The organism is Kitasatospora sp. NPDC114501 (assembly GCF_055633695.1).
In genome coordinates this window covers 176,032-201,359 of the sequence record NZ_JBVKDS010000018.1, presented here as the reverse complement: position 1 = coordinate 201,359, position 25,328 = coordinate 176,032, and the positions used below count along the sequence as shown (strand labels likewise).

The following is a 25,328-nucleotide window of genomic DNA, read 5'->3' as shown; positions in this document are numbered from 1 at the left end:
CCGGGCGGGGCGGCCCGCCCGGCTCCGCGCCGGAGTCCGGACGGGCCCGGCTTCAGGCCTCCAGGGGGGCGGCGGGGCGCTGGGCGAGCTCCGGCCGTTCGCCCTTCTCGGGCTTCTCCGGGACGACGAAGCGGTAGCCGACGTTGCGTACGGTGCCGATCAGCTGTTCGTGCTCGACGCCGAGCTTGGCGCGCAGCCGCCGGACGTGCACGTCGACCGTCCGGGTGCCGCCGAAGTAGTCGTAGCCCCAGACCTCCTGGAGCAGCTGCGCCCGGGTGAAGACCCGGCCGGGGTGCTGCGCGAGGTACTTGAGCAGCTCGAACTCCTTGAAGGTGAGGTCGAGCGCCCGGCCCTTGAGCTTGGCGGAGTAGGTGGCCTCGTCGACCGAGAGGTCGCCGTTGCGGATCTCCATCGGGCTGTCGTCGGTGACGACCTGGAGGCGGCCGAGCGCGAGCCGCAGCCGGGCCTCGACCTCGGCCGGGCCGGCGGTGTCCAGCAGGACGTCGTCGATGCCCCACTCGGCGGTGACGGCGGCCAGGCCGCCCTCGGTGACCACCAGGATCAGCGGGCAGCCGATGCCGGTGGAGCGCAGCAGCTGGCAGAGGCTGCGGATCTGCGGCAGGTCGCGCCGGCCGTCCACCAGGATGACGTCCGCACTGGGGGTGTCCACCAGGGCCGCGCCCTCGGCGGGAGCCACCCGGACGTTGTGCAGCAGCAGTCCGAGGGCGGGCAGTACCTCGGCTGAAGGCTGCAGCGCATTGGTGAGGAGGAGGAGAGAACTCATACCCGGTGGTCCCCTTTCCGGGTCGTCGCGGTCGCATGACGGCTGCCGCCACAGCCGGATGGCGCACGTGCTGAGGGGGAGGGAAGGACGACGGCGGCCGGCGGCGAACCGGGGGAGCGGACGGCGTGCAGGGCGCGACGGCGGGTCGGCCGGGGGTCCCGCAACCCCTGGCGCACCGTTTCTGCCCTGTTCGTCACCGCGAACCCTCCGGTCTGGTCCGGCGGCGGGTGGCGGCCCGGTGCCGGGTGGCGGTGCCCCGGCCGGCCGGGGCACGTCGTTGTGCCGCGTCAGGCGGGACGGTTCTGCTGCGCGCCGGGGGTGGGCCGACGAATCGCAAGAACGTCCGTACTGGCGTCCTGAAAGCACGAAAGGACCCGGGGGCGACTCTGCCCGGATCCCTCTTGGTGGTCGAGGATAGCCGACCGCCCCCTCCGCCGGGAGTGCGGGAATCCGGCGGTTCACCCAATTCGGGCGTGCGCCGGGTGAGGCTGGACACAGCTTCGAGCGCCGGTCGGGCGCCGGCCGGTGGCGGTCCGGTGGGGGGCCGGTGCCCGTTCCGGGTCCGTCCGGCGAGGGCGATTGCCGCTCGTGGTGGCGGACACGCCATCATGGGACGCACATCGAAGGCGCTGTTCGGGTCCACCGTTCGGGTGGTCGGGCAGCCGTCGCGGTGGCGAGCCGGACCGGGTCACCGGGGCCGGGCGAGGACGACGAGAAGGGGTGGCCCGATGGGCGCGACCACCGAGCCCGCGAGCGGCGCCCGGGTGCGCGGGACGATCCGCTACTGGGCGGCGGCGAAGTCCGAGGCCGGCCTGGCCGAGGAGCCGTACGAGGCGGCGACCCTGGCGGAGGCGCTGGCGGCGGCCAGGGAGCGGCACGCCGACCGGCCGAAGTTCGTCCAGCTGCTCGGGCACTGCTCGTACCTGGTCGACGGGGCCCAGGTGGGCGGCCGCGACCACGCGGCCGTCTCCCTGACCGAGGGCGGGACGGTGGAGGTCCTTCCCCCGTTCGCGGGAGGCTGAGCGGCGTGACGGACATGAACAACCCGAACCATCCGAACCGCGGCGGCTACGGCGAGTGGCCGCAGCAGCCCCACCAGCCGCAGCAGCCGTACCCGCCGCAGGCGCGGCAGCAGCAGCCGGGCCACCAGTCGCCGTACGGGTACCCGGTGGACGACGCGGCGGCGACCACGGTGATGCCGCCGGTGCCCGCGTTCGACGACGCGGCCGCGACCACCCTGCTGCCGCCGGTGCCGGCGGCGGACGACGCCGAGGCGACGGCGCTGCTGCCGCCGGTGGTGGTGTCCGGTTCCATGCCGGTCGCGCCGCCGCGGTACCAGCAGCCGCAGCACCCGCACCAGCAGCCTCAGTACGAGCAGTCCCCGCGCCAGCGGCAGCAGCAGTCCCAGCAGCCGCATCCTCAGCAGCAGCCCGAGGCCCAGCCGTCGCGGCAGCAGCGACGGCGGCAGCAGCAGCCGGAGCAGCCGGTGCAGCCCCAGCCGGACCCGACGATCCGGCTCCAGCAGCCGTCGAGGCCGCGGGCCCGGCACGCGGCTCCCGCCGCGGCGCCGCAGCCCGCCCCCGGGCAGCCGACGGCGGAGGCCTTCGATCCGCCGACCATGACGCTCAAGCGCCCGACCGCCCCCGGCCCGCTGGGCCAGGTCGGCGCCCCCGGCCCGCTGGGCGCCCCCGCCGCAGCGCCGTACGCGGCCGTCCCGCCGCAGGCCGCGCCGCCCGCCGGACCGCGCCGGACCGGCTCGCCGATCATCGACCCGGGCCTGCAACCGGCCCTGATCACCGCCGGCGCGGCCGCGCTGCTGGCCGGCGGTGCCGCGCTCGGGCAGATCGCGCTGGCCCTGGTGGTCGCGCTGCTCCAGCTGCTGACGGCGGCCGGCTGGTTCCGGCTGAACGGCATGTGGCCGGCCCGGCAGGGCATCCTGCTCGCCGCGCTGGCCGGTTTCACGGCGGACGCGGCGGTGCTGCTGGCGGGCTCCGGCGGCGGCGTGGCGGCCGTGGTGGGCACCCTGGGCGGGTTCTTCCTGCTCGTCCTGGTGCTGCAGACGTTCCGTCCGTCGGACCCGAAGGAGCGGTTCTACGCGCTGACCGTGCTCGGCTCGGCCACCGTGGTGACGGTGCTGTGCACCGCGCTGCTGGTGGCCGACTGGGTGCCGGCCGCGGTGGGCGCGGTGGCGCTGGCCACCCTGCTGGCCGCGGCTCCGCTGCCCGGGCCGAAGCAGCTGGGCCCGGTGCTGGGCCTGGCCGCGGCGGTGGTGCTGGGCCTGCTGGTCGGGGCGCCGGTGGCGCTCGGCGCGCTGGCCGGGCTGGGCGCCCTGGTCGGCCGCCGGGTCGCGGCGTACGACTTCCCGTCCCGCTTCGTGCACATGACGGCGGGCGTGGCGCTGCCGCTGGCGGTGGCCGCGCCGTTGATCTGGATCGCCACCGACCTGCTGGCCTGACCCTTCCGCCCGGCCCGCGGTCCGCTTCGGCCGAATTCCGGCTCCGGAACCATGTTCCGGGGCCGGACGTCGTACGGTCGTGCGAGGGCGGACGTGTCCTGCGTCCGCCACGGAACGGTGCACGACCCACCGGGAACGACCCTCCGGGAAAGATCCACTGCGAACGAACTCAGCGACGAACGACCACTGCGACCGGCGACGACGGGGGACACGATGCGCGGATGGCTGAAGGCCACGATCGGCCTGGCGGTGCTCTCCGGCCTGCTGCTGGGCGCCGACCGGATCGCGGTGGGCGTGGCCGAGGACGAGGCCGCCGACCGGATCGTGAAGAGCGGCCGGATGAGCCAGCGCCCGGAGGTCTCGATCGAGGGCTTCCCGTTCCTCACCCAGGTGCTCTCGATGAAGCTGGACGACGTCCGGATCGCCTCCGACGGCCTGACCGTCGGCGACGGCGGCCACCAGGTGGCGCTCCACTCGTTCAAGGCGCAGCTGTCCGGCGTCAAGGTCACCGACAGCATGAGCAGCGCCACGGTGGACAGCGGCACCGGCAGCGGGGTGATCTCCTACCCGGACCTCGCACAGCTGCTGCCGCCCGCCTCCCAGCTGCTGCGCGGGGCCAAGCTGCCCGTGGGCGGCAACTCCCGGCTGAGCCTGTCGTACGCCGGTCCGGGCAAGGTCAAGGCCTCGCTGGGGCCGATCGCGATCGGCGAGGGCACCGTGCACAACACGGGGAACACCGTCACGGTCGACGGCTTCCGGCTGAGCTCGCTGGCGGGGATGGTGGCCGGCGCCACCGGCCAGCAGCTCGAGCCGATGAGCTTCACCCTGGACTCGCTGCCGGCCGGGCTGAAGCTGGCCGACAAGGAGGGCGGGAGCGGCGTGACGCCGTTGGCGGAGGGCCTCCAGCTGACCTTCGACGGCAAGGGCTTCAAGCTCCTGGGCTGATTCCCGGCCCGCTCCGGCCGCCGGGCGTTCCCGGTCCCGGTCCCGCCGAATCGTTCCGCTCCGCGAGACGCGCTGTCCAGCGCGGACCGCGGAGCGGTGTCGTTTCCGCCCCACGCACGCCCCGCGCACGCCGCCCGGAGGGCCCCGGGCAGCCCCCGGCGGGCCCCGTTCGGGTCAAATCCCACCATCCGGTCGTTTCGATCCCACTATTCGATACGCTGATGACAGCGGGCCTCCGGTGTCCCTAGCATCGTCGGCATGAAGCGACAGACGGACCTCACGAAGCGGCGGGCGGTAGACCTGTGCCGCGTGTCCGCCTGTCTGTGTCGAATGCGCTGACTCGGCGCCCCGGCTGGGCAGTTGACGCCCGCCGCCGATCTTCCCGGTGACCGCGCCCGGCTCTCCGAGCGGGCGGTCGCCGATGTACTCCGCAGTTCCCTGCCCGGCCGCACCGGTCCGCGCCCCCGTCCCGGTATTCGGACGGAATTTCGGACCACACCCACCCGGGCACCCCTCAGCACCCCTCCTGAGCAGCACCTTCCGCACAACCGCCCTCGGATGGAGACACCACCATGAGCCGCAGCGACGTCCTGGTCGACGCCGACTGGGTCCAGGCCCACCTGGACGACCCGAAGGTCGTCATCGTCGAGGTCGACGAGGACACCTCCGCGTACGACAAGAACCACATCCGCAACGCCGTCCGGATCGACTGGAAGCAGGACCTCCAGGACCCGGTCCGCCGCGACTTCATCGACCAGGCCGGCTTCGAGGCGCTGCTCAGCGCCAAGGGCATCGCCAACGACGACACGGTCGTCCTGTACGGCGGCAACAACAACTGGTTCGCCTCGTACGCCTACTGGTACTTCAAGCTGTACGGCCACGGTGACGTCCGCCTGCTGGACGGCGGCCGCAAGAAGTGGGAGCTGGACTCCCGCGACCTGGTCGCCGAGGTGCCGGCCCGCCCGGCCACCGAGTACAAGGCGCAGGCCGCCGACTCCTCGATCCGCGCCTTCCGCGACGACGTGATCGCCGCCATCGGCACCCTGAACCTGGTCGACGTGCGCTCGCCCGACGAGTTCTCCGGCAAGCTGCTCGCCCCGGCCCACCTCCCGCAGGAGCAGTCGCAGCGCCCCGGCCACGTGCCGAGCGCCCGCAACATCCCGTGGGCCAAGAACGCCAACGACGACGGCACCTTCAAGAGCGACGACGAGCTCAAGGCGCTGTACGAGGCCGAGGGCATCGACCTGGCGAAGGACACCATCGCCTACTGCCGCATCGGCGAGCGCTCCGCGCTCACCTGGTTCGTGCTGCACGAGCTGCTCGGCCAGCAGAACGTCAAGAACTACGACGGCTCGTGGACCGAGTACGGCAGCCTGGTCGGCGTGCCGATCGAGCTCGGCGGAAACTGAGCCTCCGGCTCGACCCGTAAGTCAGAAGGGAACACAGACATGTGCGGTGCGAAGGCCGGCGGCCCGGACCTGGCAGGAGTTGACGTGGCGAACGAGACGATCATCCAGGGTTCGGTGACCCGCGACGGTGAGCCGGTCAACGGCTACGTCCGACTGCTGGACGAGAACAACGAGTTCACGGCCGAGGTGCCCACCTCGGCGACCGGACAGTTCCGGTTCTTCGCCCGCCCGGGCAAGTGGACCCTGCGGGCGCTGGTACCGGGCCAGACCGTGGACCGTCAGGTGGTGGCCTCCCAGGGCGCCGCCGTCGAGGTCGCGATCGCGGTCTGACCGGAGCCGGAGCGAACCCGGATCACCCCGAGGGCCCCTGCCGTGCAGGGGCCCTCGGTCGTACCGTGGAGGGATGCGGGCAAGGCGGCGGCGTCGCTACTACTTCGCCATGATGGGCGTGTGCGTGGGCCTGTTCGTCATGGCCTGGGGCGTGGTGCGGTTCTTCTCGGTCGGCGCCGCGATCGGCATGTGCGTGGTCGCGATGGTCATCCCGCCCGCCGCCGCGGTGTTCGCCAACAAACGGGACCCGGACGACGACTGGTGGGACGACCCGCGCTGGGACGACCCGAGGTGGGACGACCCCGGCCACGACCGGGACCGGCCCGACCACGAACCGCGGGACAGGGGCTAGTACACGAGCGCCTGGATGCCGTCCGCCATGATCTCGCTGACGAAGACCTGGGCGCCCGCGATGCGGACACCGTCGACGGTGTCCTTCTGCTCGATCCCGCGCCGGGCCGCGCACTGGGTGCACAGCGTCACCGAGCCGGCCGCCAGGATCGACTCCAGCAGGTCCGGCAGCGGCGCCGCGTGCGGCAGTTCGAACTCCGCCGCCCGGCCCGGCAGCGCGAACCAGGAGGACTCCCCGGTCAGCCAGAGCGAGACCTCGATCCCGCTGGCGACGGCCACCGCCGCCACCGTGAACGCCTGCGAGCACCGCTCCGGCGCGTCCGCCCCTGCGGTGACCTTGATGACCAGTTTCTTCGACATGGCGCCACCTTAGAGCGCCCGTCGCCCCCGCCGTCCGGCATCGCCGGAACCCTTGGGCAAAGCTTGGGCAGCTACGGGACGACGGCGCGAACCGCGACGTGGTGGGGCTCACCGCGACCGGCCGGAGCCCGGCGGATAGAGTGAGCGGAGCAAAATCCACCACACTGTCGCCGCCTGGGAGCCCCCCGTGTCCGGTCTGGAAATGTTCTTCGACGGTCTGCTGGCCCTCATGGCCGTGCTGATCACCTGGTTCGCCATCTTCTCGGTGATGAAGCTGTACCAGGGCCAGCGCTGAGTACTGCCGTACGGTTGAGGCAGTCCCACACCGACGAGAACAGCGACCAGGAACATGATCGAGATCCCCTCTGACCTCCACAAGGACGTCGTCCCGCTCGCCTTCCTCCTCGGCACCTGGGAGGGCGCGGGCGTCTACGACTTCCCGGGCGCGGAGAAGTGCAACTTCGGCCAGGAGATCGTGATCCGCCACGACGGCCGCCCCTTCCTGGAGTTCCGCTCCCGCACCTGGGTGCTGAACGCCGAGGGCGAGAAGGTCCGTCCGCTGGAGAACGAGCACGCGTTCTGGCGCATCACCAGCAACACCGACGGCACCAGCGGTGCCCGGGGCATCGAGATCTCCTCCGTCCGCGACGACGGCACGGTCGAGATCTGGTACGGCGAGCTGGCCGACGGCAAGCCGCAGGTCGACGTCTCCACCGACGCGGTGGCCCGGATCGAGGGCTCGCCGGAGTACTCGGGCGGCAAGCGGCTGTACGGCTTCGTCAACGGCGAGCTGCTCTGGGTCGGCGAGAAGGCCGCCCCGAACGTGCCGCTGCGCCCGTACATGTCCGCGCAGCTGAAGAAGGTGCTCAGCCCGGCCCAGCTGATCAAGGACATCAACGACCTGCCGGACGACGGCATCGCCTTCTTCAAGTAGGCCCGTCGCCCGACCGGCGGTTCGGTGTACGAGGTAGGGACCGGCCCGTGGCCGGTCCCTACACTTGCACCAGGACCCCCGACCATTGGCAGGGACAGTACCGTGGCGGACACCGGCACCACCGACTGGCAGCTCTCCGGCGACTGGAAGGCGGACCTGCGCGAACGCGGGTACCGGCTCACCCCGCAGCGGCAGCTCGTGCTGGAGGCCGTCGACGAGCTCGACCACGCCACCCCCGACGACATCCTCTGCCACGTCCGCCGGACCGCCAGCGGCATCAACATCTCCACCGTCTACCGGACCCTGGAGCTGCTGGAGGAGCTGGGCCTGGTCTCGCACGCCCACCTCGGCCACGGCGCCCCGACCTACCACCTGGCCGGCCGTCACCACCACCTGCACCTGGTCTGCCGGGACTGCGAGAAGGTCACCGAGACCGGCACCGAGATCGCCCAGCCGCTGATCGACAGCCTGCGCGAGCGGCACGGCTTCGACACCGACCTCAAGCACTTCGCCATCTTCGGCCGCTGCGCCGACTGCACCGCCAAGCTCGCCGGGGACCGGTCGTAAGCTGGCCGGTATGACCGGTGTGAAGAGCCCGCTGCTTTCCCTGCCCGGAGCCGTCCCCGCCGAGGGGGCCGACGACGGTGTCGCCGCCCACTACGGCGACATCTTCCGCGAGCAACGCAATCTGTCGCAGGGCGCCGGTTTCGTCGACCTCTCGCACCGCGGCGTGGTCACCGTGACCGGCCCGGACCGGCTCTCCTGGCTGCACCTGCTGCTCACCCAGCACGTCAGCGAGCTGCCGCCGCAGCAGGCCGCCGAGGCGCTGGTGCTCTCCCCGAACGGGCACGTCGAGCACGCGCTCTACCTGGTGGACGACGGCACCACCACCTGGGCGCACGTCGAGCCGGGCACCCAGGAGGCGCTGGTGGCCTACCTGGACGGCATGCGGTTCTTCTACCGGGTGGAGGTCGCCGACGCGACCGCCGAGTACGCCGTGGTCCACCTGCCGGCCGGCTCCACCGCGGCCGTCGAGGGCGCCGCCGCCGTCCGCGAACTCCCGTACGGGCGCGACCTGTTCGTGCCGCGCGGCGAGCTGGAGCGGCTCACCGCCGGGTACGGCCCGGCGGCCGGGGTCTGGGCCTACGAGGCGCTGCGGATCGAGGACCACCGGCCGCGGCTCGGCTTCGAGACCGACCACCGGACGATCCCGCACGAGGTGGACTGGCTGCGCACCGCCGTCCACCTCCAGAAGGGCTGCTACCGGGGCCAGGAGACCGTCGCCCGGGTGCACAACCTGGGCCGCCCGCCGCGCCGGCTGGTCTTCCTGCACCTGGACGGCACCGAGGAGACGCTGCCCCCGCACGGCACCGAGGTGCGGCTGGCCGCCGACCCGGACGGGCGGGCGCTGGGCTTCGTGACCTCCTCGGCCCGGCACCACGAGCTGGGGCCGATCGCGCTGGCGATCGTCAAGCGGAACGTCCCGGTGGACGCCGTGCTGCTGGCCGGGACGGTCCCGGGCACCCAGGACGTGATCGTCCCGCAGTAGACCGCCCTGCGGCGGGGGCCGCTCAGACCTCGACGAGGACGGTGAACGGGCCGTCGTTCACCAGCGCCACCTGCATGTCGGCGCCGAACCGGCCCGTCTCCACCTTGGCGCCCAGCGCGCGCAGCCGCGCCACCACCTCGTCCACCAGCGGCTCGGCGACCGGGCCGGGGGCGGCGGCGTTCCAGGTGGGGCGGCGGCCCTTGCGGGCGTCGCCGTAGAGCGTGAACTGGCTGATCACCAGCAGCGGGGCGCCGAGGTCCGAGCAGCTCTGCTCGACCCCCTCGGCGTTGGCCGGCAGCAGCCGCAGCGTCCAGAGCTTGCGGGCCAGTTGGGCGGCCTTGGCGGGGGTGTCGTCGTGGGTGACGCCGACCAGGACGCAGAGCCCGGGCCCCTCGATCGCGCCGACGGTCTCACCGGCCACGGTCACCCGAGCCTCGCTCACTCGCTGCACCACTGCTCGCATGCCGCCATTGTGCCGGAGCGCCGTACGGCCCCCGGAGGGCCCCGGAGCCCTCCGCGCGGACCCGCCCGCCCGGACGGCGCCGCACCCTTCCCGCGTCTTTCCCGTACACCCCGGCGGCCTCCTCAGGGCGCACACCAGGGGCGCGCGCGAAGGCCGTGCACGCCGTAGCGTGCGCGCCTGCGCCGAATCGGGCGCCATTCTTCCTGCGGAAAGGGCTGGTCATATCAGCCACCCCCGTTCGCCAGGGGGCCGTTCGGGTGCACGGGCGGTGCGCGCGCGCCGGGCGGGGTGGCACGCTGGGGGACCGTACGAAGGGTCCGGGGCGCCAGGAGGTCCGCCGCGCCGGGCCGGGGTTCGACCGGGCGGTCGAGCCGATAGGTCGGGCGTCCGGCCGTACCGTCCCGGTGGGGTGGTCGCGGCCGGGGACCGGCACCTCCGGGAGATCCGGGCGTGCCGGTGGACGGGACGCGCGGCCCGTCGGGGGACGGGCCGGACCGGCGGCAGGGACGGGGTGCCGCGAGCGGGCGGGATCGGACGACGTCAGGTGGTTGGGTGATGGACGCGAGCAGCGCGGCGCGGGACCGGTCCGGGCCGGTGGTGCGGGACCCCGTGGACCCGTACGGTCCGGCGGTGGACGCGGAGGACGAGCCCGACCTGGAACGGCTGGGCCTGGAACAGCTGCGGGTGCTGCGCCGGGAGACCCTGGAGCAGGAGGCCGACCTGTCCTACCTGCGGCGGCTGCTGCACGGGCGGATGGACATCCTGCGCGCCGAACTCGACCGGCGGCCAGGCGTGGGCCCGGCCCGCACGTCCGGCCCGTCCGACCCCGATGGCCCGTCCGGCCCCGACCTGGTCCCCGGCGACCTGCTGGACCGGCTGCCGGCCATCCTGACCGACACGCCCTCCACCGTGCGGCGCTCGGCCCGGCACGTCACCCTCGGCCCGCCTCGTACCCGGGAGTCCCGGCTGGAGGCGGACGCGCTGATGGGCGACGTCCAGCTCGCCGACCTGGCGGCGCACCCGGCGGAGGAGCTGCTGGCAGCCCTGGAGCGGCTGCGGGCGCACGAGCGCGAGGTGTCCGGACGGCGCCAGCGGCTGCTGCGCACGGCCGACGGTTGCAATGCCGAGATCACCCGCAGGTACCGTGATGGGGAAGCACGGGTCGACGACCTGCTCGCAGGAGGGCCGCTCTGACCGGGTGAGTCGCCGCGGGCGGTGGACCCGGCTCGCTCCCGGTCCACCACCCTTGCCCCGGAAGGCTCCTCCGCCATGTCCCTGCCCGCCACCGCGCCCGTTCTCGCCGAGGTCGTGCGCTCCGGTTTCGTCGAGGGCCGCCACCACGGCTCGCTGGTGCTGCTCGCGGCCGACGGCTCGGTCGAGTTCGCGCTCGGCGACCCGGACGCCCCGGTCTTCCCGCGGTCGACCGCCAAGCCGTTCCAGGCGGTGGCCACCCTGCGGGCCGGGCTGGCGATCGAGGGCGAGCTACTGGCGCTGGCGGCCTCCAGCCACTCCGCAGAATCGTTTCACCTCGACGGGGTGCGGAGCATCCTCGGCTCCGCCGGGCTCGACGAGTCGGCCCTGCGCACCCCGGCCGACCTGCCGCTGGACGAGACCGAGGCGGAGCTGCTGCTCGCCGCCGGCGGCGAGCGCGCCCCGATCCTGATGGACTGCTCCGGCAAGCACGCCGGCTGGCTGGCCGCCTGCACCGCCAACGGCTGGGACACCGCGAGCTACCTCGACCCGGCCCACCCGATCCAGCGGCTGGCCCGCGAGGCCCTGGAGGAGGCCACCGGCGAGACCGCCGCGTACGCCGGGGTGGACGGCTGCGGCGCGCCGCTGCTGGCCGTGTCGCTGACCGGCCTGGCCCGCGGCTACCGCGGCCTGGTGCTGGCCGCCGAGGGCACCGCGCCGCGCCGCGTGGCCGACGCGATGCGCGCCCACCCCGAGTACGTGGCCGGCACCCGCCGGGCCGACACCTGGCTGATGCGGGCGGTGCCGGGCGCGCTGTCCAAGATGGGCGCCGAGGCCGTCCAGGTGGTCGCGCTGCCGGACGGGCGGGCGCTGGCCTTCAAGATCGAGGACGGCGGCGAGCGGGCCCGCGGCCCGGTCCTGGCGGCCGCGCTGCGCCGGCTCGGGGTGGCCGGGGCGGACGGGACCGTCGAGCGGATCGGCGCGGCCCCGCTGCTCGGCGGCGGCGTGGCGGTCGGCGAGGTGCGGGCCGCCTTCTAGGGCCTGTGGGACTCGCCTCGGAGCGCGGTACGCAGGCCGGCGGCCGTCCGTCGGGGTGCGGGCGGACCCGGGCCGGTGCACGGTGGACCGGGGGCCGTCGCACAGCTGAGGAGTCCGCCATGACCGACCATGTGTACCGGGTGACCGAGATCGTCGGGTCGTCGAGCGAGAGCGTCGACGCCGCGATCCGCAACGGGGTGGAGCGGGCCTCCCGGACGTTGCGCAACCTCGACTGGTTCGAGGTCTCGCAGGTCCGGGGCCACCTGGAGGACGGCCGGATCAAGCACTACCAGGTGTGCATCAAGGTGGGCTTCCGGCTGGAGGACTGACCGGACGGCCGCCTCGTGCTCCGCGCTGCCGGCGGTGCGGAGCACGGTGGAGAACGGGACGGGCGCGGGCCCGCGGCCTCCAGGGGTCGGGACCGGCCGCATGCCGACGGGCTGTCGGCAAGGCGTCCCGCCCCCGGACACGACGGAGGCCGGGGCTCGCGGACGAATCCGCGAACCCCGGCCCCGGGCTGCCCCGACCTGCCTCGAACGCCCTCGATCGAAGGAGACCGGAACGACGGCTCAGTGACCGCCCTGCTCCGCCAGACGCTTGATCGAAGCGGTGACCTCGGCCTCGGCCTCGGCGCGGCCGACCCAGTTGGCGCCCTCGACGGACTTGCCGGGCTCCAGGTCCTTGTAGACCTCGAAGAAGTGCTGGATCTCCAGGCGGTCGAACTCCGACACGTGGTGGATGTCGCGCAGGTGCTCCCAGCGCGGGTCGGTCGCCGGGACGCAGAGCAGCTTGTCGTCGCCGCCGGCCTCGTCGGTCATGTGGAACATGCCGATGGCGCGGCACTTGATCAGGCAGCCCGGGAAGGTCGGCTCGTCCAGGATGACCAGGGCGTCCAGCGGGTCGCCGTCCTCGCCGAGCGTGCCCTCGACGTAGCCGTAGTCGGCCGGGTAGCGGGTCGAGGTGAAGAGCATCCGGTCGAGCCGCAGACGGCCGCTCTCGTGGTCGACCTCGTACTTGTTACGAGAGCCCTTCGGGATTTCGATAAGGACGTCGAACTCCAACGGTTCCTCCAAGGTAGGGACTGACAGAATCCAAGTGTCTCCTACGGGAGTGAGTGCTCGGGAAAGGGGCCGGTCGGTGGGAGCAGGGGGAGGGGCGGCTCGCCGCCGCGGGGGGACGGCCGCGGGGCTGTTCGGGGCGGCGCTGCTGGTCGTCGGTACGGTCCTGACCTCGGGCGGTGCGTATGCGCAGCCCTCCCCGCCGCCGGGCGGACACAGCGCCGCGCCGGGCGAGGACGAGGACCACGACGGCCAGGGTGGCCACGACGGGCGCAAGGGCGACCACGGTAGGGGCGCCGCCGGGCCCCGGCCGGGCGACAGCCCGGGCGCCCCGCCCGGCCGTCGGGCCGCGCCGGCCGCCGCCGGATCGACCGCGCCCGCCGTCGGGGGCAGCGACGCGCCCGGCGCCCCGGCTCCCGCGCCCGACGCACGCCCGGCTCCCGCGCCGGGCGCCGTCCTGGCCGCCGTCGACGCCGGTACGGGCGCCGCCGTCCCCACCGCGCAGGGCCTCCAGCGGGCGCTCGCCGCCGCGCTCGCCGACCGCAGCCTCGGCGAGGTCACCTTCGCCGTCGGGGACGCCGGCACCGGCCAACTCCTGTACGGCTCCGGGGAGAACACCGCGGCCACCCCGGCCTCCACCACCAAGCTGGCCACCGCGGTCGCGGCGCTGTCCCTCATCCCGGGCGACACCCGGCTGCACACCCGGGTGGTCCGGGGCGCGGACCCGGGCACGATCGTCCTGGTCGGCGGCGGCGACCCGACGCTCACCGCGCTGCCCGCCGACCAGGTGCAGATCGGCGGCCAGCCGGCCGACGCCGACACCGCCCCCGCCTCGCTGGACCTCCTCGCCCAGCAGACCGCCGAGACCCTCAAGGCCCTCGGCGCCACGACGGTCCAGCTGGACTACGACCTGTCGCTGTACGCGGGCGACCCGCAGCACAGGAACCACGACGGGCAGAACATCGCCCTGGTGGTCCCGCTGATGGTGGACGAGGGCAGGGCGGACCCGAAGAGCCGGGAGGAGGCGCCGGACCGGGTCGCCGACCCGGCGGCCGCGGCCGCGGAGACCTTCGCCGGGATGCTCAGGGCCCGCGGCATCACCGTGACCGGCAAGGCCAGGCCCGCCGCCGCACCCGCCCCCACCCCGGCCGCCACCGGCCAGGCCCCTCTCGGCGACGTCTTCTCGCCGACCGTCGCCCGGTTGGTCGAACGGCTGCTGACCACCTCCGACAACCAGCTCGCCGAGGCGATCGCCCGTCAGGTCGCCGTCGCCGCCCACCAGCCGGCGAGCTTCGAGGGCGCCGCGGCCGCCGTCACCCAGCAGCTCACCCGGCTCGGCGTGCCGATGGGCGGCGTGCGGCTCAACGACGGCAGCGGGCTGCACCCGGACAACGCGATCCCGCCCGCCGTCCTGGTCCGACTCCTCGCGCTGGCCGCCTCCGAGCAGCACCCCGTCCTGCGCCCGGTGCTCACCGGCCTCCCGGTCGCCGGCTTCACCGGCACCCTCAACAGGCGCTACGGCTCCGGGTCCGGCGCCGCCGACGCGGCCGGGCTGATCCGCGCCAAGACCGGCACCCTCAGCGGCGTCAACACCCTCGCGGGCACCGTCGTCGACGCCGACGGCCGGCTGCTCGCGTTCGCCGTCATGACCCGCACCCCCGCCCCCGCCGACACCGCCCGCGCCGCCATGGACCGCGTCGCCGCCCGCCTCACCACCTGCGGCTGCCACTGACCCGGCCCCGGCTCCTGCGCCCCGCAGCCCGTGAACAGTCGGGCGCCGCACGGCTTCCCGGCCGGCCGCGCCCCGGCGGCCGCCCGCCCTCGGCGTCCCGCGCGGTGCGGACGGGTGGGGGAGAGGTGTTGGCGGCGGGTGGCTGCCGTTGGTGGTGGGGAGCACGTACGGTGAGGGCATGACGAGCGCGAGTGGCGGTGCAGACATGGTCGACTGGAACCTCGCGGTCGCAACCGCGACCAGGTTGGTGCGGCCGGGGCCGGAAGTGAGCCGGGCGGAAGCGGCGGCGGTGGTCGCCGAGTTGCGCCGACACGCCCTGGAGGCGGAGGAGCACGTGCGGGCGTTCACCGGCATGCGCTCGTCCAGCCTGTCCCAGGCCACGGCGACGCCGGTGCTGGTGGTGGACCGTCCCGGGTGGGTCCGGGCCAACGTGGCGGGCTTCCGCACGGTCGTCCAGCCGCTGGTGGAGAAGCTCCAGGCACGTCGGGCGAACAGCGCGGCGGCCGGGATGTTCGGTGCGGTGGGCGAGAAGGCCACCGGGATCGAGGTCGGGGCGCTGCTGGCGTTCCTGGCCACCAAGGTGCTGGGCCAGTACGAGACATTCGCTCCGGCCGAGCCCCCGCTGGAGGCCCCGGACAGTCCGGCCGCGCTGTTCGACAAGCCGCGGCTGGGGCCGGACGGCCCCGGGCCGGGCCGGCTGCTGCTGGTGGCGCCGAACATCGTGCACGTCGAGCGGGAGCTGGACGTCGACCCGTCCGACTTCCGGCTCTGGGTCTGCCTGCACGAGGAGACGCACCGGACGCAGTTCACCGCGGTGCCGTGGCTGCGCGACCACATCCAGTCCGAGGTGCAGTCCTTCCTCGCCGAGACGGACGTCGACCCGGGCGCCCTGCTGGAGCGGCTGCGGGACGCGGCGGGTTCGCTCGGCGGCCTGCCGGGCGGCGGCAACCGGGAGGGCGCCTCGTCCGGGAACCTGCTGGAGATCGTCCAGTCGCCCGCGCAGCGCGAGATCCTCGGCCGGCTGACGGCCGTGATGTCGCTGCTGGAGGGCCACGCGGACGTGGTGATGGACGGCGTCGGGCCGGCCGTGGTGCCGACCGTCGCCGAGATCCGGGAGAAGTTCCAGCAGCGCCGGGACCGCGGCGCCAACCGGCTCGACCTGCTGCTGCGCCGGCTGCTCGGCATGGACGCGAAGCTGCGCCAGTACCAGGACGGCGCGGTGTTCGTCCGCGGCGTGGTGGAGCAGGTCGGCATGGAGGGGTTCAACCGGGTGTGGACCTCCCCGAACACCCTGCCGACCAAGGACGAGATCCACGATCCGGCCGCCTGGGTGGCCCGGGTGGCGCGCTGAGGGCGGACGTGACGTCGGCGCGCCGTGAGCCGGGCGGCAAGCGGCGCGCGACGGTCAATCCCGCTCGTACGAGTGGTCCAATCGGCCAGACCATGAGTGAAGAAGCGTTTCTTCATTCACCCGAACGTGGGACGGTGGTCGTACCGGGGGCGCGGGTGGCGTAGCGGGTGGCCACTATCTGCCACCATCTGTGAGCGCCCGGTAACCGGGCGTTCCCGCCGGTGCGCGGCCCCCGCCGCGTCCGCCGCGAGTCCTGTCCCCTCCCCGAGGAGTCTTCCGCCGTGGGCCCTCACCCCGCCGTCGCCGCGATACGCCTGGCCGTTCGCCGTACCCTCGCCGACCTCGCCGCCGAGGCCGGTTCCACCTTCACCGCGCCCGTGCGCGAGCCCCGGGAGCGCCCGGCCGGGGTGCCGCTGGTGGGTGCCGCGGTCGGCACCACCCTGATCGGCAACGCCGCGCGCCACCCCTCCGGGCTGCCCCGCACGCCGGCCGCGCCCGGCTCGCCGCTGGTCCTGGTGGCCGTCAGTGGCGGCGCGGACTCGATGGCGCTGGCCATCGCCGCCGCCTTCGAGGCCCCCAAGATCGGCCTGCGGGTCGGCGCCGTCACCGTCGACCACGGCCTCCAGGCCGGCTCCGCCGAGCGCGCCGACCAGGTGGCCGACCGGCTGCGCACGCTCGGCCTCGACCCGGTGGAGGCGGTCCCGGTGCGGGTCGGCCGCGCCGGGGGCCCGGAGGCCGCCGCCCGGGACGCCCGCTACGCCGCGCTGGACGAGGCCGCCGAGCGCCTCGGCGCGATCGCGGTGCTCCTCGGCCACACCCGGGACGACCAGGCCGAGACCGTGCTGCTGGGCCTGGCCCGCGGCTCCGGCTCCCGCTCGCTGGCCGGGATGCCCGCCCAGAAGGGCCGCTACCGCCGCCCGCTGCTGGAGCTGGACCGGGCCGCCACCCGGCAGGCCTGCGCCGCCCAGTCGATCCCGGTCTGGGACGACCCGCACAACTGTGATCCCGCCTACACCCGCTCCCGGGTCCGCCACGAGGTGCTGCCGGTCCTGGAGAAGCACCTGGGCGGCGGAGTGGTCGAGGCGCTGGCCCGTACCGCCCGGCTGTTCCGGGACGACGCCGACGCCCTCGACCAGTGGGCCGCTCTGGCCGAACGCGACCTCCGTACGGGCGACGGCGCCCTGGACGCCGGGAAACTGGCCGAGCTGCCGCCCGCGGTGCGCCGCCGGGTGCTGCGCCGGGCCGCGCTGCGGGCGGGCTGCCCGGCCGGGGACCTGTTCGCCCGGCACCTGGAGACGATCGACCTGCTGGTCACCGGATGGCGCGGACAGGGCCCGCTGCACCTACCCGGGGGCGTCGAGGCCACCCGCAGGTGTGGCACGCTGGTCTTTCGGCGGCAGGGCGACTGACGGGCTAGGCATGCCCCGGGGGAAGCCGGCCGCCGGCCACACAGACCCCGAACGTTTGAGGACGTATCCCCGGTGGACCAGAACGACATGGGCGCTGACCTCGCGAAGGTGCTCATCAGCAAGGACGAGATCGACGCCAAGCTCCTGGAGCTGGCCGAGCGCATCGACCGGGACTACGCAGGCAAGGACCTGCTGATCGTCGGCGTCCTCAAGGGGGCTGTGATGGTCATGGCCGACCTCGCCCGGGCCCTGCACTCGCAGGTCACCATGGACTGGATGGCCGTCTCCTCGTACGGTATGGGGACCAAGTCCTCGGGCGTGGTGCGGATCCTGAAGGACCTGGACACCGACATCGCCGGCCGTGACGTCCTGATCGTCGAGGACATCATCGACTCCGGTCTGACGCTGTCCTGGCTGCTGGGCAACCTGGGCTCGCGCGGCCCGGCGTCGCTCGAGGTCTGCACCCTGCTCCGCAAGCCGGACGCGGCGAAGGTCGAGATCGACGTGAAGTACGTCGGGTTCGACATCCCCAACGAGTTCGTGGTCGGCTACGGCCTGGACTACGCGGAGAAGCTGCGCAACCTCCCCTTCATCGGCACCCTCGCCCCGCACGTCTACGGCGGCTGAGGGCCCGTTCGGGCTACGGGCGGGAACAGTAGGCCGTTCCCGCCCGTTGCACCCGGGAGACTAAGAACCAAAGCCGTCTCGCTGTGCTCCCGCCATGGGCGGGTCCGACTGCGGTACGGTCCAATAAACCGCTCTTCACATGAGCACCAACCGGATGCGCCGCGGCCCAACAGCCTCCCGGCGCCGTTGAGTGGCAGGAGGGACGGGGCGGCAACGCCCCGCATGGATGGACGTCAAGCGATACTTCCGTGCGCCGATCATGTGGATCGTGCTGGCCGTCCTCGCCGTCATCGTGCTGATGCAGGTCGTTTCGGACTCCAACGGCTACAAGACGGTGGACACCGGTCAGGTCGTCTCGGCGATCGACGCGCACAACGTCAAGTCGGCGCAGATCACCACCGGTGACTCGAACACGATCAAGATCCAGCTGAGGGACGGCGCCACACTGCCCAGCGCCGGTACGGGCAAGGCCCCGTCCGGTACCAAGTTCCAGGCCTCGTACATCGGCGACCAGGGCGTCGCCATCGCCGACAAGCTCCAGGCCCAGGTCAACGACAAGGACCAGAGCACGCTCGCCGAGGGCTACACTGTCAGCCCGGAGAAGCAGAGCACCTTCGTCAGCCTGCTGCTGTCGATGCTGCCCATCGTGATCATCGTCCTGGTCTTCCTGTTCCTGATGAACCAGATGCAGGGCGGCGGCTCCCGGGTCATGCAGTTCGGCAAGTCCAAGGCCAAGCTGCTCACCAAGGACACCCCGAAGACCACCTTCGCCGACGTCGCCGGCGCGGACGAGGCGGTCGAGGAGCTCCACGAGATCAAGGAGTTCCTCCAGGAGCCGGCCAAGTTCCAGGCCGTCGGCGCCAAGATCCCCAAGGGTGTGCTGCTCTACGGTCCGCCCGGTACCGGCAAGACCCTGCTGGCGCGCGCCGTCGCGGGCGAGGCCGGGGTGCCCTTCTACTCCATCTCCGGCTCGGACTTCGTCGAGATGTTCGTCGGTGTCGGCGCCAGCCGCGTCCGCGACCTCTTCGAGCAGGCCAAGGCGAACGCCCCGGCGATCGTCTTCGTCGACGAGATCGACGCCGTCGGCCGGCACCGCGGCGCGGGCCTCGGCGGCGGCCACGACGAGCGCGAGCAGACCCTCAACCAGCTGCTGGTCGAGATGGACGGCTTCGACGTCAAGGGCGGCGTGATCCTGATCGCCGCGACCAACCGCCCCGACATCCTGGACCCGGCGCTGCTGCGCCCGGGCCGCTTCGACCGCCAGATCGCGGTGGAGCGCCCCGACCTCCAGGGCCGGCTGGACATCCTCAAGGTGCACCAGAAGGGCAAGCCGATCGCGCCCGACGTCGACCTGTCGGCCGTCGCCAAGCGCACCCCCGGCTTCACCGGTGCCGACCTGTCGAACGTCCTCAACGAGGCGGCGCTGCTGACCGCCCGCTCGGACAAGAAGCTGATCGACAACGGCATCCTGGACGAGGCGATCGACCGCGTCGTGGCCGGTCCGCAGAAGCGCACGCGGATCATGTCCGACAAGGAGAAGAAGATCACCGCGTACCACGAGGGCGGCCACGCCCTGGTCGCGGCGGCCTGCCAGTACAGCGACCCGGTGCACAAGATCACCATCCTGTCCCGCGGCCGGGCCCTCGGCTACACCATGGTGCTGCCGGACGAGGACAAGTACTCCACCACCCGCAACGAGATGCTCGACCAGCTCGCCTACATGATGGGCGGGCGCGCGGCCGAGGAGCTGGTCTTCCACGACCCGACCACCGGTGCCTCGAACGACATCGAGAAGGCCACCGCGACGGCCCGGGCCATGGTCACCCAGTACGGCATGACCGAGCGCCTCGGCGCGATCAAGTTCGGCAGCGACAACTCCGAGCCGTTCCTGGGCCGTGAGATGGGCCACCAGCGCGACTACTCGGAAGAGGTCGCCGGGCTGGTCGACGAAGAGGTCAAGAAGCTCATCGACACCGCGCACAACGAGGCCTGGGAGATCCTGGTCGAGAACCGCGACGTGCTCGACAACCTGGTCCTGGAACTCCTGGAGAAGGAGACCCTGAACAAGGAGCAGATCGCCGAGGTCTTCGCGCCGATCGTCAAGCGCCCGGCCCGGCCGGCCTGGACGGGCTCCGCCCGCCGCACGCCGTCCACCCGGCCGCCGGTGCAGTCCCCGAAGGAGCTGGCGCTCACCAACGGCGCCGCCTCCGGCGAGGGCGCCGCGGTGGACGTCGTGAAGCTCCCGCCGATGCCGGCCACCGAGCCGCGGACCGAGGGCTGACCCCGCGCTCCGTGGGGAATGGATGCCGCGTCACCAGGGTTTGTACCCTGGAGGCGCGGCATCCGTGCTGTTCAGCCAGAGTCTTCCGATACCTAAGCGAGGCCCGCATGATCGACCCGGTGACGTTCGACGGTCCGCCCGCCGTCGGTACCTTCGACCAGAAGCGGGCCGAGAACGCCATCCGCGAGCTGCTGCTCGCCGTGGGGGAGGACCCGGACCGCGAGGGCCTGCTGGAAACCCCGGCCCGGGTAGCGCGTGCCTACAAGGAGATATTCGCGGGCCTGTGGCAGGAGCCCGAGGAGGTCCTCACCACCACCTTCGACCTCGGCCACGACGAGATGGTGCTGGTCAAGGACATCGAGCTGACCTCGGTCTGCGAGCACCACCTGGTGCCGTTCCGCGGCGTGGCCCACGTCGGGTACATCCCGTCCACCAGCGGCAAGATCACCGGGCTGTCCAAGCTCGCCCGGCTGGTCGACGTCTACGCCCGCCGGCCGCAGGTGCAGGAGCGGCTGACCAGCCAGGTGGCCGACGCGCTGATGCGGATCCTGGAGCCGCGCGGGGCGATCGTCGTGGTCGAGTGCGAGCACATGTGCATGTCGATGCGCGGCATCCGCAAGCCCGGCGCCAAGACCATCACCTCCTGCGTGCGCGGCCAGCTGCGCGACCCGGCCACCCGGGCCGAGGCGATGAGCCTCATCATCGGGCGGTAGGGCCCGGCCGGCAGCGGCGGGCGGCCGGCGGGACGCTCAGAACACCTCGCGCTCCGCGTGCGGCGGAGCCGGGGTGCCCAGGGCGTTGCGGCGCTCGGGCATCCGCAGCGTGACCATCCGGCGCCAGCCGTAGACGCGGTCGTACAGGTAGAGCGCGTGCACCCCGAGGGTGACCAGGACGAGCTGCCAGCGCGGCCAGCGCAGGATCCGGGCCATCCGGGCGGTGACGGCGAGGCCGACGTCCCGGTGGGTGCGGATCTCGCCGCGGGCGCTGGCCTCCAGGACGTGCCGGACGTACGGTCCGTGGCCCTCGGCGATCAGCCGCAGCAGCTCCTCGTGGCAGTAGGCGAGGTGGTTGTCCTCGTCGGCGGAGATCATCCGCATCGCCCGGCCGAGGGCGGGGTTGTCCCCGTACACCCTGACCAGCTGGCGCATCTGCTCGGCGGCGCGCTGCTCGGTGACCCGGCTGTGCGCGAGGTAGGTGATGATCTCGCGGTCGGTCAGCGGGACGTCGCTGTTCAGCCGCTCGTGCGAGAGGCCGACGCCCTGGCGCTCCAGCAGCATGCAGTAGTCGGCCTCGTCCGGGACGGGCACCTTGGGCAGGCCGCGCTTGTTCAGCAGCTGGGCGAAGATCCGGCCGTGCTTGCGCTCGTCGGCACCGTGCCGGGCGACCTTCGGGGCGAGGACCGGATCCCGGGTGAGCGCGGTGATCCGCTCGTTCTCCCAGCCGCCCTGGTCCTCGCCGCCGGCCGCGATGCTGCAGAACAGCTGGTAGGCCTGGTCGTTCCGGTAGATCTCGTCGAAGAGCGAGCGGGTGCTCAGCACGGTGCCTCCTGCGGGGTCCGGGGCGGTGCCCGACGGGGGCCGACGGGCGGTCGCGATACGTTCCCCCCGGGGCGCCCGCCGTCCGGGCCGACCGGCGGGTAATCACTCACCTGCGCTAGCCGAGGTGCGAGCCCAGCCATTCGAGCGTGGCCGGCATCTCCCTGGTCCAGCTGTCGAAGTTGTGCCCGCCGTCGTCCAGGTAGAGCGAGTCGACGGTGAACTGGGGGTTGGCCGCCGCGGCCCGGGTGGCCTGGTCGACGAACTGGACGGTCTGCGGGTAGTCCCCCTCCGTGCGGGTGGAGACCGCCAGCAGGTTGAGCGCCGGGACCGGCAGGTTCTGCAGCCGCCAGCCGAGGTCGTGCTGCTGGGCCAGCGCCTTGTCGCCGTTGAAGAGGTCGCCGCCGGTGTAGTTGTCCTGGCGGACGGTGAAGTCGCCGTGCAGGCTCGCCGCGTTGCCGTAGACGTTCGGGAAGCGCATCGCCAGGCGCAGCGCGCAGCTGCCGCCGGTGGAGTAGCCGAGGGTGCCCCAGGAGGCGGCCGTGCGGCCCACCCGGTAGCCGCTGCGGATGGCCTCGGGGACGTCCTTGACGAACCAGGTCTCGGTGCGCGGCCCGCCGGGGACGTCCACGCACTCGGTGTCCCGGGACGGGTCGACCGCCGGGCGGGCCATCACCAGGACGGTCGGCGGCATCTTGCCGGAGCGCTGGAGCTCGATCGCGGTCTGGGCGAGGGGGATCTCGTGCAGCAGGTTCAGCGTGGTGCCGGGGAAGCCGGCGATGGCCACCAGGACGGGGAAGCGGACCAGGGCGAGCTTCGGGTCGAAGTACGCGGCGGGCAGGTAGACGAACATCTGGTCGGAGAAGCCCGTCTCCTTGCCGCTGACCCGGACCGACTCGACCCTGCCGACCTCCTCGGGCGGGCCCTTCGGCAGGTTGGTGATGGTCTCCAGGCCGCCCTCGGTGGTGGGCTGGACCAGCGCGTCGGAGACCGGGGTGCCGCCCTTGTGGTTCTCGTTGCTGGTCAGGGCGAGCTTGGCGCCGCCCGGGCTGAGCAGGTCGTCCCAGGAGGTGTAGAACCCGAAGGAGTTGTTCACCGACAGCGCGAGCACGGCCAGGACGGAGATTTGAACGACGGTCAGCAGCCCGATCCGGCCGAGCACCGGCAGCGCGCGCTGCGGCGCCAGCCGCGGCCAGATCCACAGGGTCGTGACGATTGCCGCGACGCCGAGTGCGAGCAGCGAGTTCACCAGCGCGTCGCTGGTCAGTTCCATGCCGTCGGCCTTCCGGTGGGACACTGGCGGTGCAGGCTTCATCGTCTGGCGGCCCGTCAGGCCGGGCCACCGTGGCTAGGCTGTCCGGACGCCCGGGTGGGCTGGAAGGGCGGGGAGAGCCGCAGGCAACCGGCGCCCTAGAATGCGGCGTCCACCGTACGTAACGCGTCCCGGAGGGCCCTGCCGCGCCACGCGGCGGCAGGCCCCCGGCTCCCACCGCCGGCTCAACCCGCAGCGCGACCACGGTCCCGGTTTACCTGCCGTTTCCGGGTCCTTGGTATGCGCATTGCCTGATGAAGGAATAGGCATGAAGGTCCATCACGCGTCCTCCCCCGGAGTGACCGGACACCGCACCGCAGCCTCTACGCTGAGCACCCATGAGCAGTCCCGTGTCCGTTGATCCGAGCCCCGAGCAGCCGTCGCGCCGTCGCCGCGGCCTGCAGACGCTGCGCACCCAGGCGTCCGCCGTCCCGAGGGCCTGGCTCCCCGGGGCGGTCGGCTACGCCTGTCTGCTGATCGGGCTCGTGGACATCGCCAGCGCGGTGTTCCCCAAGCTCCGGCACACCAAGGTGCACAACTTCGCGGGGCAGCTGCCGGGCGGCACCACCAGCCTGGCGGCGGTCGGCGCGCTGATGGTCGGCATCCTGCTGGTGCCGCTGGCGCACGCGCTGCGCCGGCGCAAGCGGCGGGCCTGGCGGGCGGTCTGCGTGCTGCTGCCGGTCAGCGCCGGACTGCACATCGTGCGCTGGCACCAGATCGGCCCGGCCGTCGTCTCGCTGGTGCTCCTCGCCGTGATGCTGGTCCACCAGCGCGAGTTCTACGCCAAGGCCGACCCGCGCACCCGCTGGCGGGCGGTTGTCAACCTGGTCGTCATGGGCGTCCTCAGCGTGCTGCTCGGTCTGCTGATCGTGAGCACCCGGACCAAGTACGAGATCGGCCACCCGGGCCTGGTCTCGCGCCTGCAGCACGTCGGGTACGGACTGTTCGGCTTCGAGGGCCCGATCCGGTACAACAACGTCCGGATGTCCGACCTGGTCGCCTACCTGCTCGGCGGGCTCGGCCTGCTGACCGCCTTCACCACCGCGTACCTGGCGCTGCGCCCGGGCAAGCCGAAGCCCGAGCTGACGGCGGAGGACGAGGAGAAGGTCCGCGAGCTGCTCAAGCGGCACGGCGAGCGCGACTCGCTCGGCTACTTCGCGCTGCGCCGCGACAAGAGCGTGCTGTTCTCGCCCACCGGCAAGGCCGCGATCTCCTACCGGGTGGTCTCCGGCGTGATGCTGGCCTCGGGCGACCCGGTCGGCGACGTCGAGGCCTGGCCGGGCGCGATCAAGGTGTTCATGGCCGAGGCCCGCGAGCACGCCTGGGTGCCGGCCGTGATGGGCTGCAGCGAGGTCGGCGGCGAGGTCTGGACCCGTGAGGCGGGCCTGGACGCGCTGGAGCTGGGCGACGAGGCGATCGTCGACACCGCCTCCTTCTCGCTCTCCGGGCGGGCCATGCGCAACGTGCGCCAGATGGTCAAGCGGATCGAACGCAACGGCTACTCCTGCCGGGTGCGCCGGGTCTCCGAGCTCACCGCGGAGGAGAAGTACCGGATCGCCGACGCCGCCGCCCGCTGGCGCGGCACCGACACCGAGCGCGGCTTCTCGATGGCCCTCGGCCGCTTCGGCGACCCGCTGGACGACGACTGCGTGGTGGTCACCGCCCACAAGGCCCCGGAGGAGGGCGAGGGCGGCGACGACCTGAAGGCCGTGCTGCACTTCGTGCCCTGGGGGCCGGACGGCATCTCGCTGGAGCTGATGCGCCGCGACCGCGCCGCCGACCCGGGCCTGAACGAGCTGCTGATCGTCGCCGCGCTCCAGGCGGTGCCCGCGATGGGCGTGCGCCGGGTGTCGCTCAACTTCGCGATGTTCCGCTCGGCGCTGGCCCGCGGCGAGCGGATCGGCGCCGGCCCGGTGCTGCGCGCCTGGCGCGGGCTGCTGGTGTTCCTGTCGCGCTGGTTCCAGATCGAGTCGCTGTACAAGTTCAACGCCAAGTTCCAGCCCGAGTGGGAGCCGCGCTTCCTGGTCTTCCCGAGCACCCGGGACCTGCCGCGGATCGGCTTCGCCGCGATGCAGGCGGAAGCCTTCATCACGCTCGGCATGCCGCGCTTCGGCCGCCGGCGCCAGCGCGAGGGACTGATGCCGGTCCCGTCGACCCGCGAGGTCACCGAGGCCGCCTGAGGCCCGTGGACGCCCTCCGGGGCGCGCCGGCACG

General features: G+C 73.2%; 26 protein-coding genes. 20 read left to right on the top strand and 6 right to left on the bottom strand.

Annotated elements, in window-relative coordinates; genetic code table 11:
* Positions 1-52: 52 nt before the first annotated feature.
* Positions 53-784 carry a response regulator transcription factor gene (locus ACZ7RU_RS30660; RefSeq protein WP_470344210.1) on the bottom strand — a complete coding sequence of 244 codons (732 nt, stop codon included), beginning with the start codon at positions 782-784 and terminating at the stop codon, positions 53-55.
* Positions 785-1,512: 728 nt separating this feature from the next.
* On the opposite strand from ACZ7RU_RS30660, the gene ACZ7RU_RS30655 reads away from it, so the two are divergent.
* From ACZ7RU_RS30655 to ACZ7RU_RS30625, 7 genes are all read left to right on the top strand, one after another.
* Entirely contained in the window at positions 1,513-1,806 is a 294-nt protein-coding gene (locus ACZ7RU_RS30655) for a MoaD/ThiS family protein (protein WP_470344209.1), read from the top strand.
* 14 nt (positions 1,807-1,820) lie between these two features.
* Complete coding sequence (locus ACZ7RU_RS30650) at positions 1,821-3,239, top strand: hypothetical protein (RefSeq protein ID WP_470344244.1); 1,419 nt, start codon at positions 1,821-1,823, stop codon at positions 3,237-3,239.
* 213 nt (positions 3,240-3,452) lie between these two features.
* Positions 3,453-4,184 (top strand): LmeA family phospholipid-binding protein, encoded by a 732-nt coding sequence (locus ACZ7RU_RS30645; RefSeq protein ID WP_470344208.1) that lies wholly within the window; start codon positions 3,453-3,455, stop codon positions 4,182-4,184.
* A gap of 258 nt (positions 4,185-4,442) precedes the next feature.
* Positions 4,443-4,523, top strand: a complete 81-nt coding sequence (locus ACZ7RU_RS30640; protein ID WP_353652343.1) for an Ms5788A family Cys-rich leader peptide — start codon at positions 4,443-4,445, stop codon at positions 4,521-4,523.
* Between the two features lie 233 nt (positions 4,524-4,756).
* Complete coding sequence (locus tag ACZ7RU_RS30635; protein WP_470344207.1) at positions 4,757-5,593, top strand: sulfurtransferase; 837 nt, start codon at positions 4,757-4,759, stop codon at positions 5,591-5,593.
* A gap of 39 nt (positions 5,594-5,632) precedes the next feature.
* On the top strand, positions 5,633-5,923 hold the full coding sequence (locus tag ACZ7RU_RS30630) for a DUF1416 domain-containing protein (protein WP_045692289.1): 291 nt from the start codon (positions 5,633-5,635) through the stop codon (positions 5,921-5,923).
* A gap of 73 nt (positions 5,924-5,996) precedes the next feature.
* Positions 5,997-6,275: a DUF3099 domain-containing protein gene (locus ACZ7RU_RS30625; protein ID WP_470344206.1), complete on the top strand. Its 279-nt coding sequence runs from the start codon at positions 5,997-5,999 to the stop codon at positions 6,273-6,275.
* Here ACZ7RU_RS30625 and ACZ7RU_RS30620 read toward each other — a convergent pair.
* A complete protein-coding gene (locus tag ACZ7RU_RS30620) occupies positions 6,272-6,634 on the bottom strand; it encodes a DsrE family protein (protein ID WP_470344205.1) in 363 nt (120 codons plus the stop codon). The genes ACZ7RU_RS30625 and ACZ7RU_RS30620 overlap by 4 nt on opposite strands.
* Before the next feature lie 349 nt (positions 6,635-6,983).
* Here ACZ7RU_RS30620 and ACZ7RU_RS30615 point away from each other — a divergent pair, with 349 nt between their 5' ends.
* The 3 genes from ACZ7RU_RS30615 (at position 6,984) to ygfZ (ending at position 9,117) form a co-directional block, all read left to right on the top strand.
* Positions 6,984-7,568, top strand: coding sequence for a heme-binding beta-barrel domain-containing protein (locus tag ACZ7RU_RS30615; protein ID WP_470344204.1), 585 nt, complete (start codon positions 6,984-6,986; stop codon positions 7,566-7,568).
* 102 nt (positions 7,569-7,670) lie between these two features.
* Entirely contained in the window at positions 7,671-8,135 is a 465-nt protein-coding gene (locus ACZ7RU_RS30610; protein WP_470344203.1) for a Fur family transcriptional regulator, read from the top strand.
* 19 nt (positions 8,136-8,154) lie between these two features.
* Entirely contained in the window at positions 8,155-9,117 is a 963-nt protein-coding gene (gene ygfZ, locus ACZ7RU_RS30605; protein WP_470344243.1) for a CAF17-like 4Fe-4S cluster assembly/insertion protein YgfZ, read from the top strand.
* 22 nt (positions 9,118-9,139) lie between these two features.
* Here ygfZ and dtd read toward each other — a convergent pair whose 3' ends face one another.
* The gene (dtd, locus tag ACZ7RU_RS30600; protein WP_470344202.1) at positions 9,140-9,580 is read right to left on the bottom strand and encodes a D-aminoacyl-tRNA deacylase; all 441 of its coding nucleotides are present in this window, start codon (positions 9,578-9,580) and stop codon (positions 9,140-9,142) included.
* Positions 9,581-10,135: 555 nt separating this feature from the next.
* Here dtd and ACZ7RU_RS30595 point away from each other — a divergent pair.
* The 3 genes from ACZ7RU_RS30595 (at position 10,136) to ACZ7RU_RS30585 (ending at position 12,138) form a co-directional block, all read left to right on the top strand.
* A complete protein-coding gene (locus ACZ7RU_RS30595; protein WP_470344201.1) occupies positions 10,136-10,774 on the top strand; it encodes an RsiG family protein in 639 nt (212 codons plus the stop codon).
* Between the two features lie 75 nt (positions 10,775-10,849).
* The gene (locus tag ACZ7RU_RS30590) at positions 10,850-11,809 is read left to right on the top strand and encodes an asparaginase (protein WP_470344200.1); all 960 of its coding nucleotides are present in this window, start codon (positions 10,850-10,852) and stop codon (positions 11,807-11,809) included.
* Between the two features lie 119 nt (positions 11,810-11,928).
* A complete protein-coding gene (locus tag ACZ7RU_RS30585; protein WP_470344199.1) occupies positions 11,929-12,138 on the top strand; it encodes a dodecin in 210 nt (69 codons plus the stop codon).
* Between the two features lie 240 nt (positions 12,139-12,378).
* Here ACZ7RU_RS30585 and ACZ7RU_RS30580 read toward each other — a convergent pair whose 3' ends face one another.
* Entirely contained in the window at positions 12,379-12,870 is a 492-nt protein-coding gene (locus ACZ7RU_RS30580) for an inorganic diphosphatase (protein WP_470344242.1), read from the bottom strand.
* Positions 12,871-12,946: 76 nt separating this feature from the next.
* Between ACZ7RU_RS30580 and dacB the strand changes: the two genes are divergently transcribed.
* From dacB to folE, 6 genes are all read left to right on the top strand, one after another.
* Entirely contained in the window at positions 12,947-14,599 is a 1,653-nt protein-coding gene (dacB, locus tag ACZ7RU_RS30575) for a D-alanyl-D-alanine carboxypeptidase/D-alanyl-D-alanine endopeptidase (protein ID WP_470344198.1), read from the top strand.
* Positions 14,600-14,777: 178 nt separating this feature from the next.
* Positions 14,778-15,950 carry a zinc-dependent metalloprotease gene (locus ACZ7RU_RS30570; protein WP_470344197.1) on the top strand — a complete coding sequence of 391 codons (1,173 nt, stop codon included), beginning with the start codon at positions 14,778-14,780 and terminating at the stop codon, positions 15,948-15,950.
* 281 nt (positions 15,951-16,231) lie between these two features.
* Positions 16,232-17,359, top strand: a complete 1,128-nt coding sequence (gene tilS, locus ACZ7RU_RS30565; RefSeq protein WP_470344196.1) for a tRNA lysidine(34) synthetase TilS — start codon at positions 16,232-16,234, stop codon at positions 17,357-17,359.
* A 72-nt stretch (positions 17,360-17,431) separates the two neighbouring features.
* Complete coding sequence (gene hpt / locus ACZ7RU_RS30560; RefSeq protein ID WP_030059589.1) at positions 17,432-17,986, top strand: hypoxanthine phosphoribosyltransferase; 555 nt, start codon at positions 17,432-17,434, stop codon at positions 17,984-17,986.
* 226 nt (positions 17,987-18,212) lie between these two features.
* On the top strand, positions 18,213-20,267 hold the full coding sequence (ftsH, locus tag ACZ7RU_RS30555; protein ID WP_470344195.1) for an ATP-dependent zinc metalloprotease FtsH: 2,055 nt from the start codon (positions 18,213-18,215) through the stop codon (positions 20,265-20,267).
* Between the two features lie 107 nt (positions 20,268-20,374).
* Positions 20,375-20,980: a GTP cyclohydrolase I FolE gene (gene folE / locus ACZ7RU_RS30550; RefSeq protein ID WP_470344194.1), complete on the top strand. Its 606-nt coding sequence runs from the start codon at positions 20,375-20,377 to the stop codon at positions 20,978-20,980.
* Positions 20,981-21,016: 36 nt separating this feature from the next.
* Here folE and ACZ7RU_RS30545 read toward each other — a convergent pair whose 3' ends face one another.
* On the bottom strand, positions 21,017-21,805 hold the full coding sequence (locus tag ACZ7RU_RS30545; protein WP_470344193.1) for a ferritin-like domain-containing protein: 789 nt from the start codon (positions 21,803-21,805) through the stop codon (positions 21,017-21,019).
* 115 nt (positions 21,806-21,920) lie between these two features.
* Positions 21,921-23,075: an alpha/beta hydrolase gene (locus tag ACZ7RU_RS30540; RefSeq protein ID WP_470344192.1), complete on the bottom strand. Its 1,155-nt coding sequence runs from the start codon at positions 23,073-23,075 to the stop codon at positions 21,921-21,923.
* Between the two features lie 377 nt (positions 23,076-23,452).
* Between ACZ7RU_RS30540 and ACZ7RU_RS30535 the strand changes: the two genes are divergently transcribed.
* A complete protein-coding gene (locus tag ACZ7RU_RS30535) occupies positions 23,453-25,294 on the top strand; it encodes a phosphatidylglycerol lysyltransferase domain-containing protein (protein WP_470344191.1) in 1,842 nt (613 codons plus the stop codon).
* The last annotated feature ends 34 nt before the right edge of the window (positions 25,295-25,328 follow it).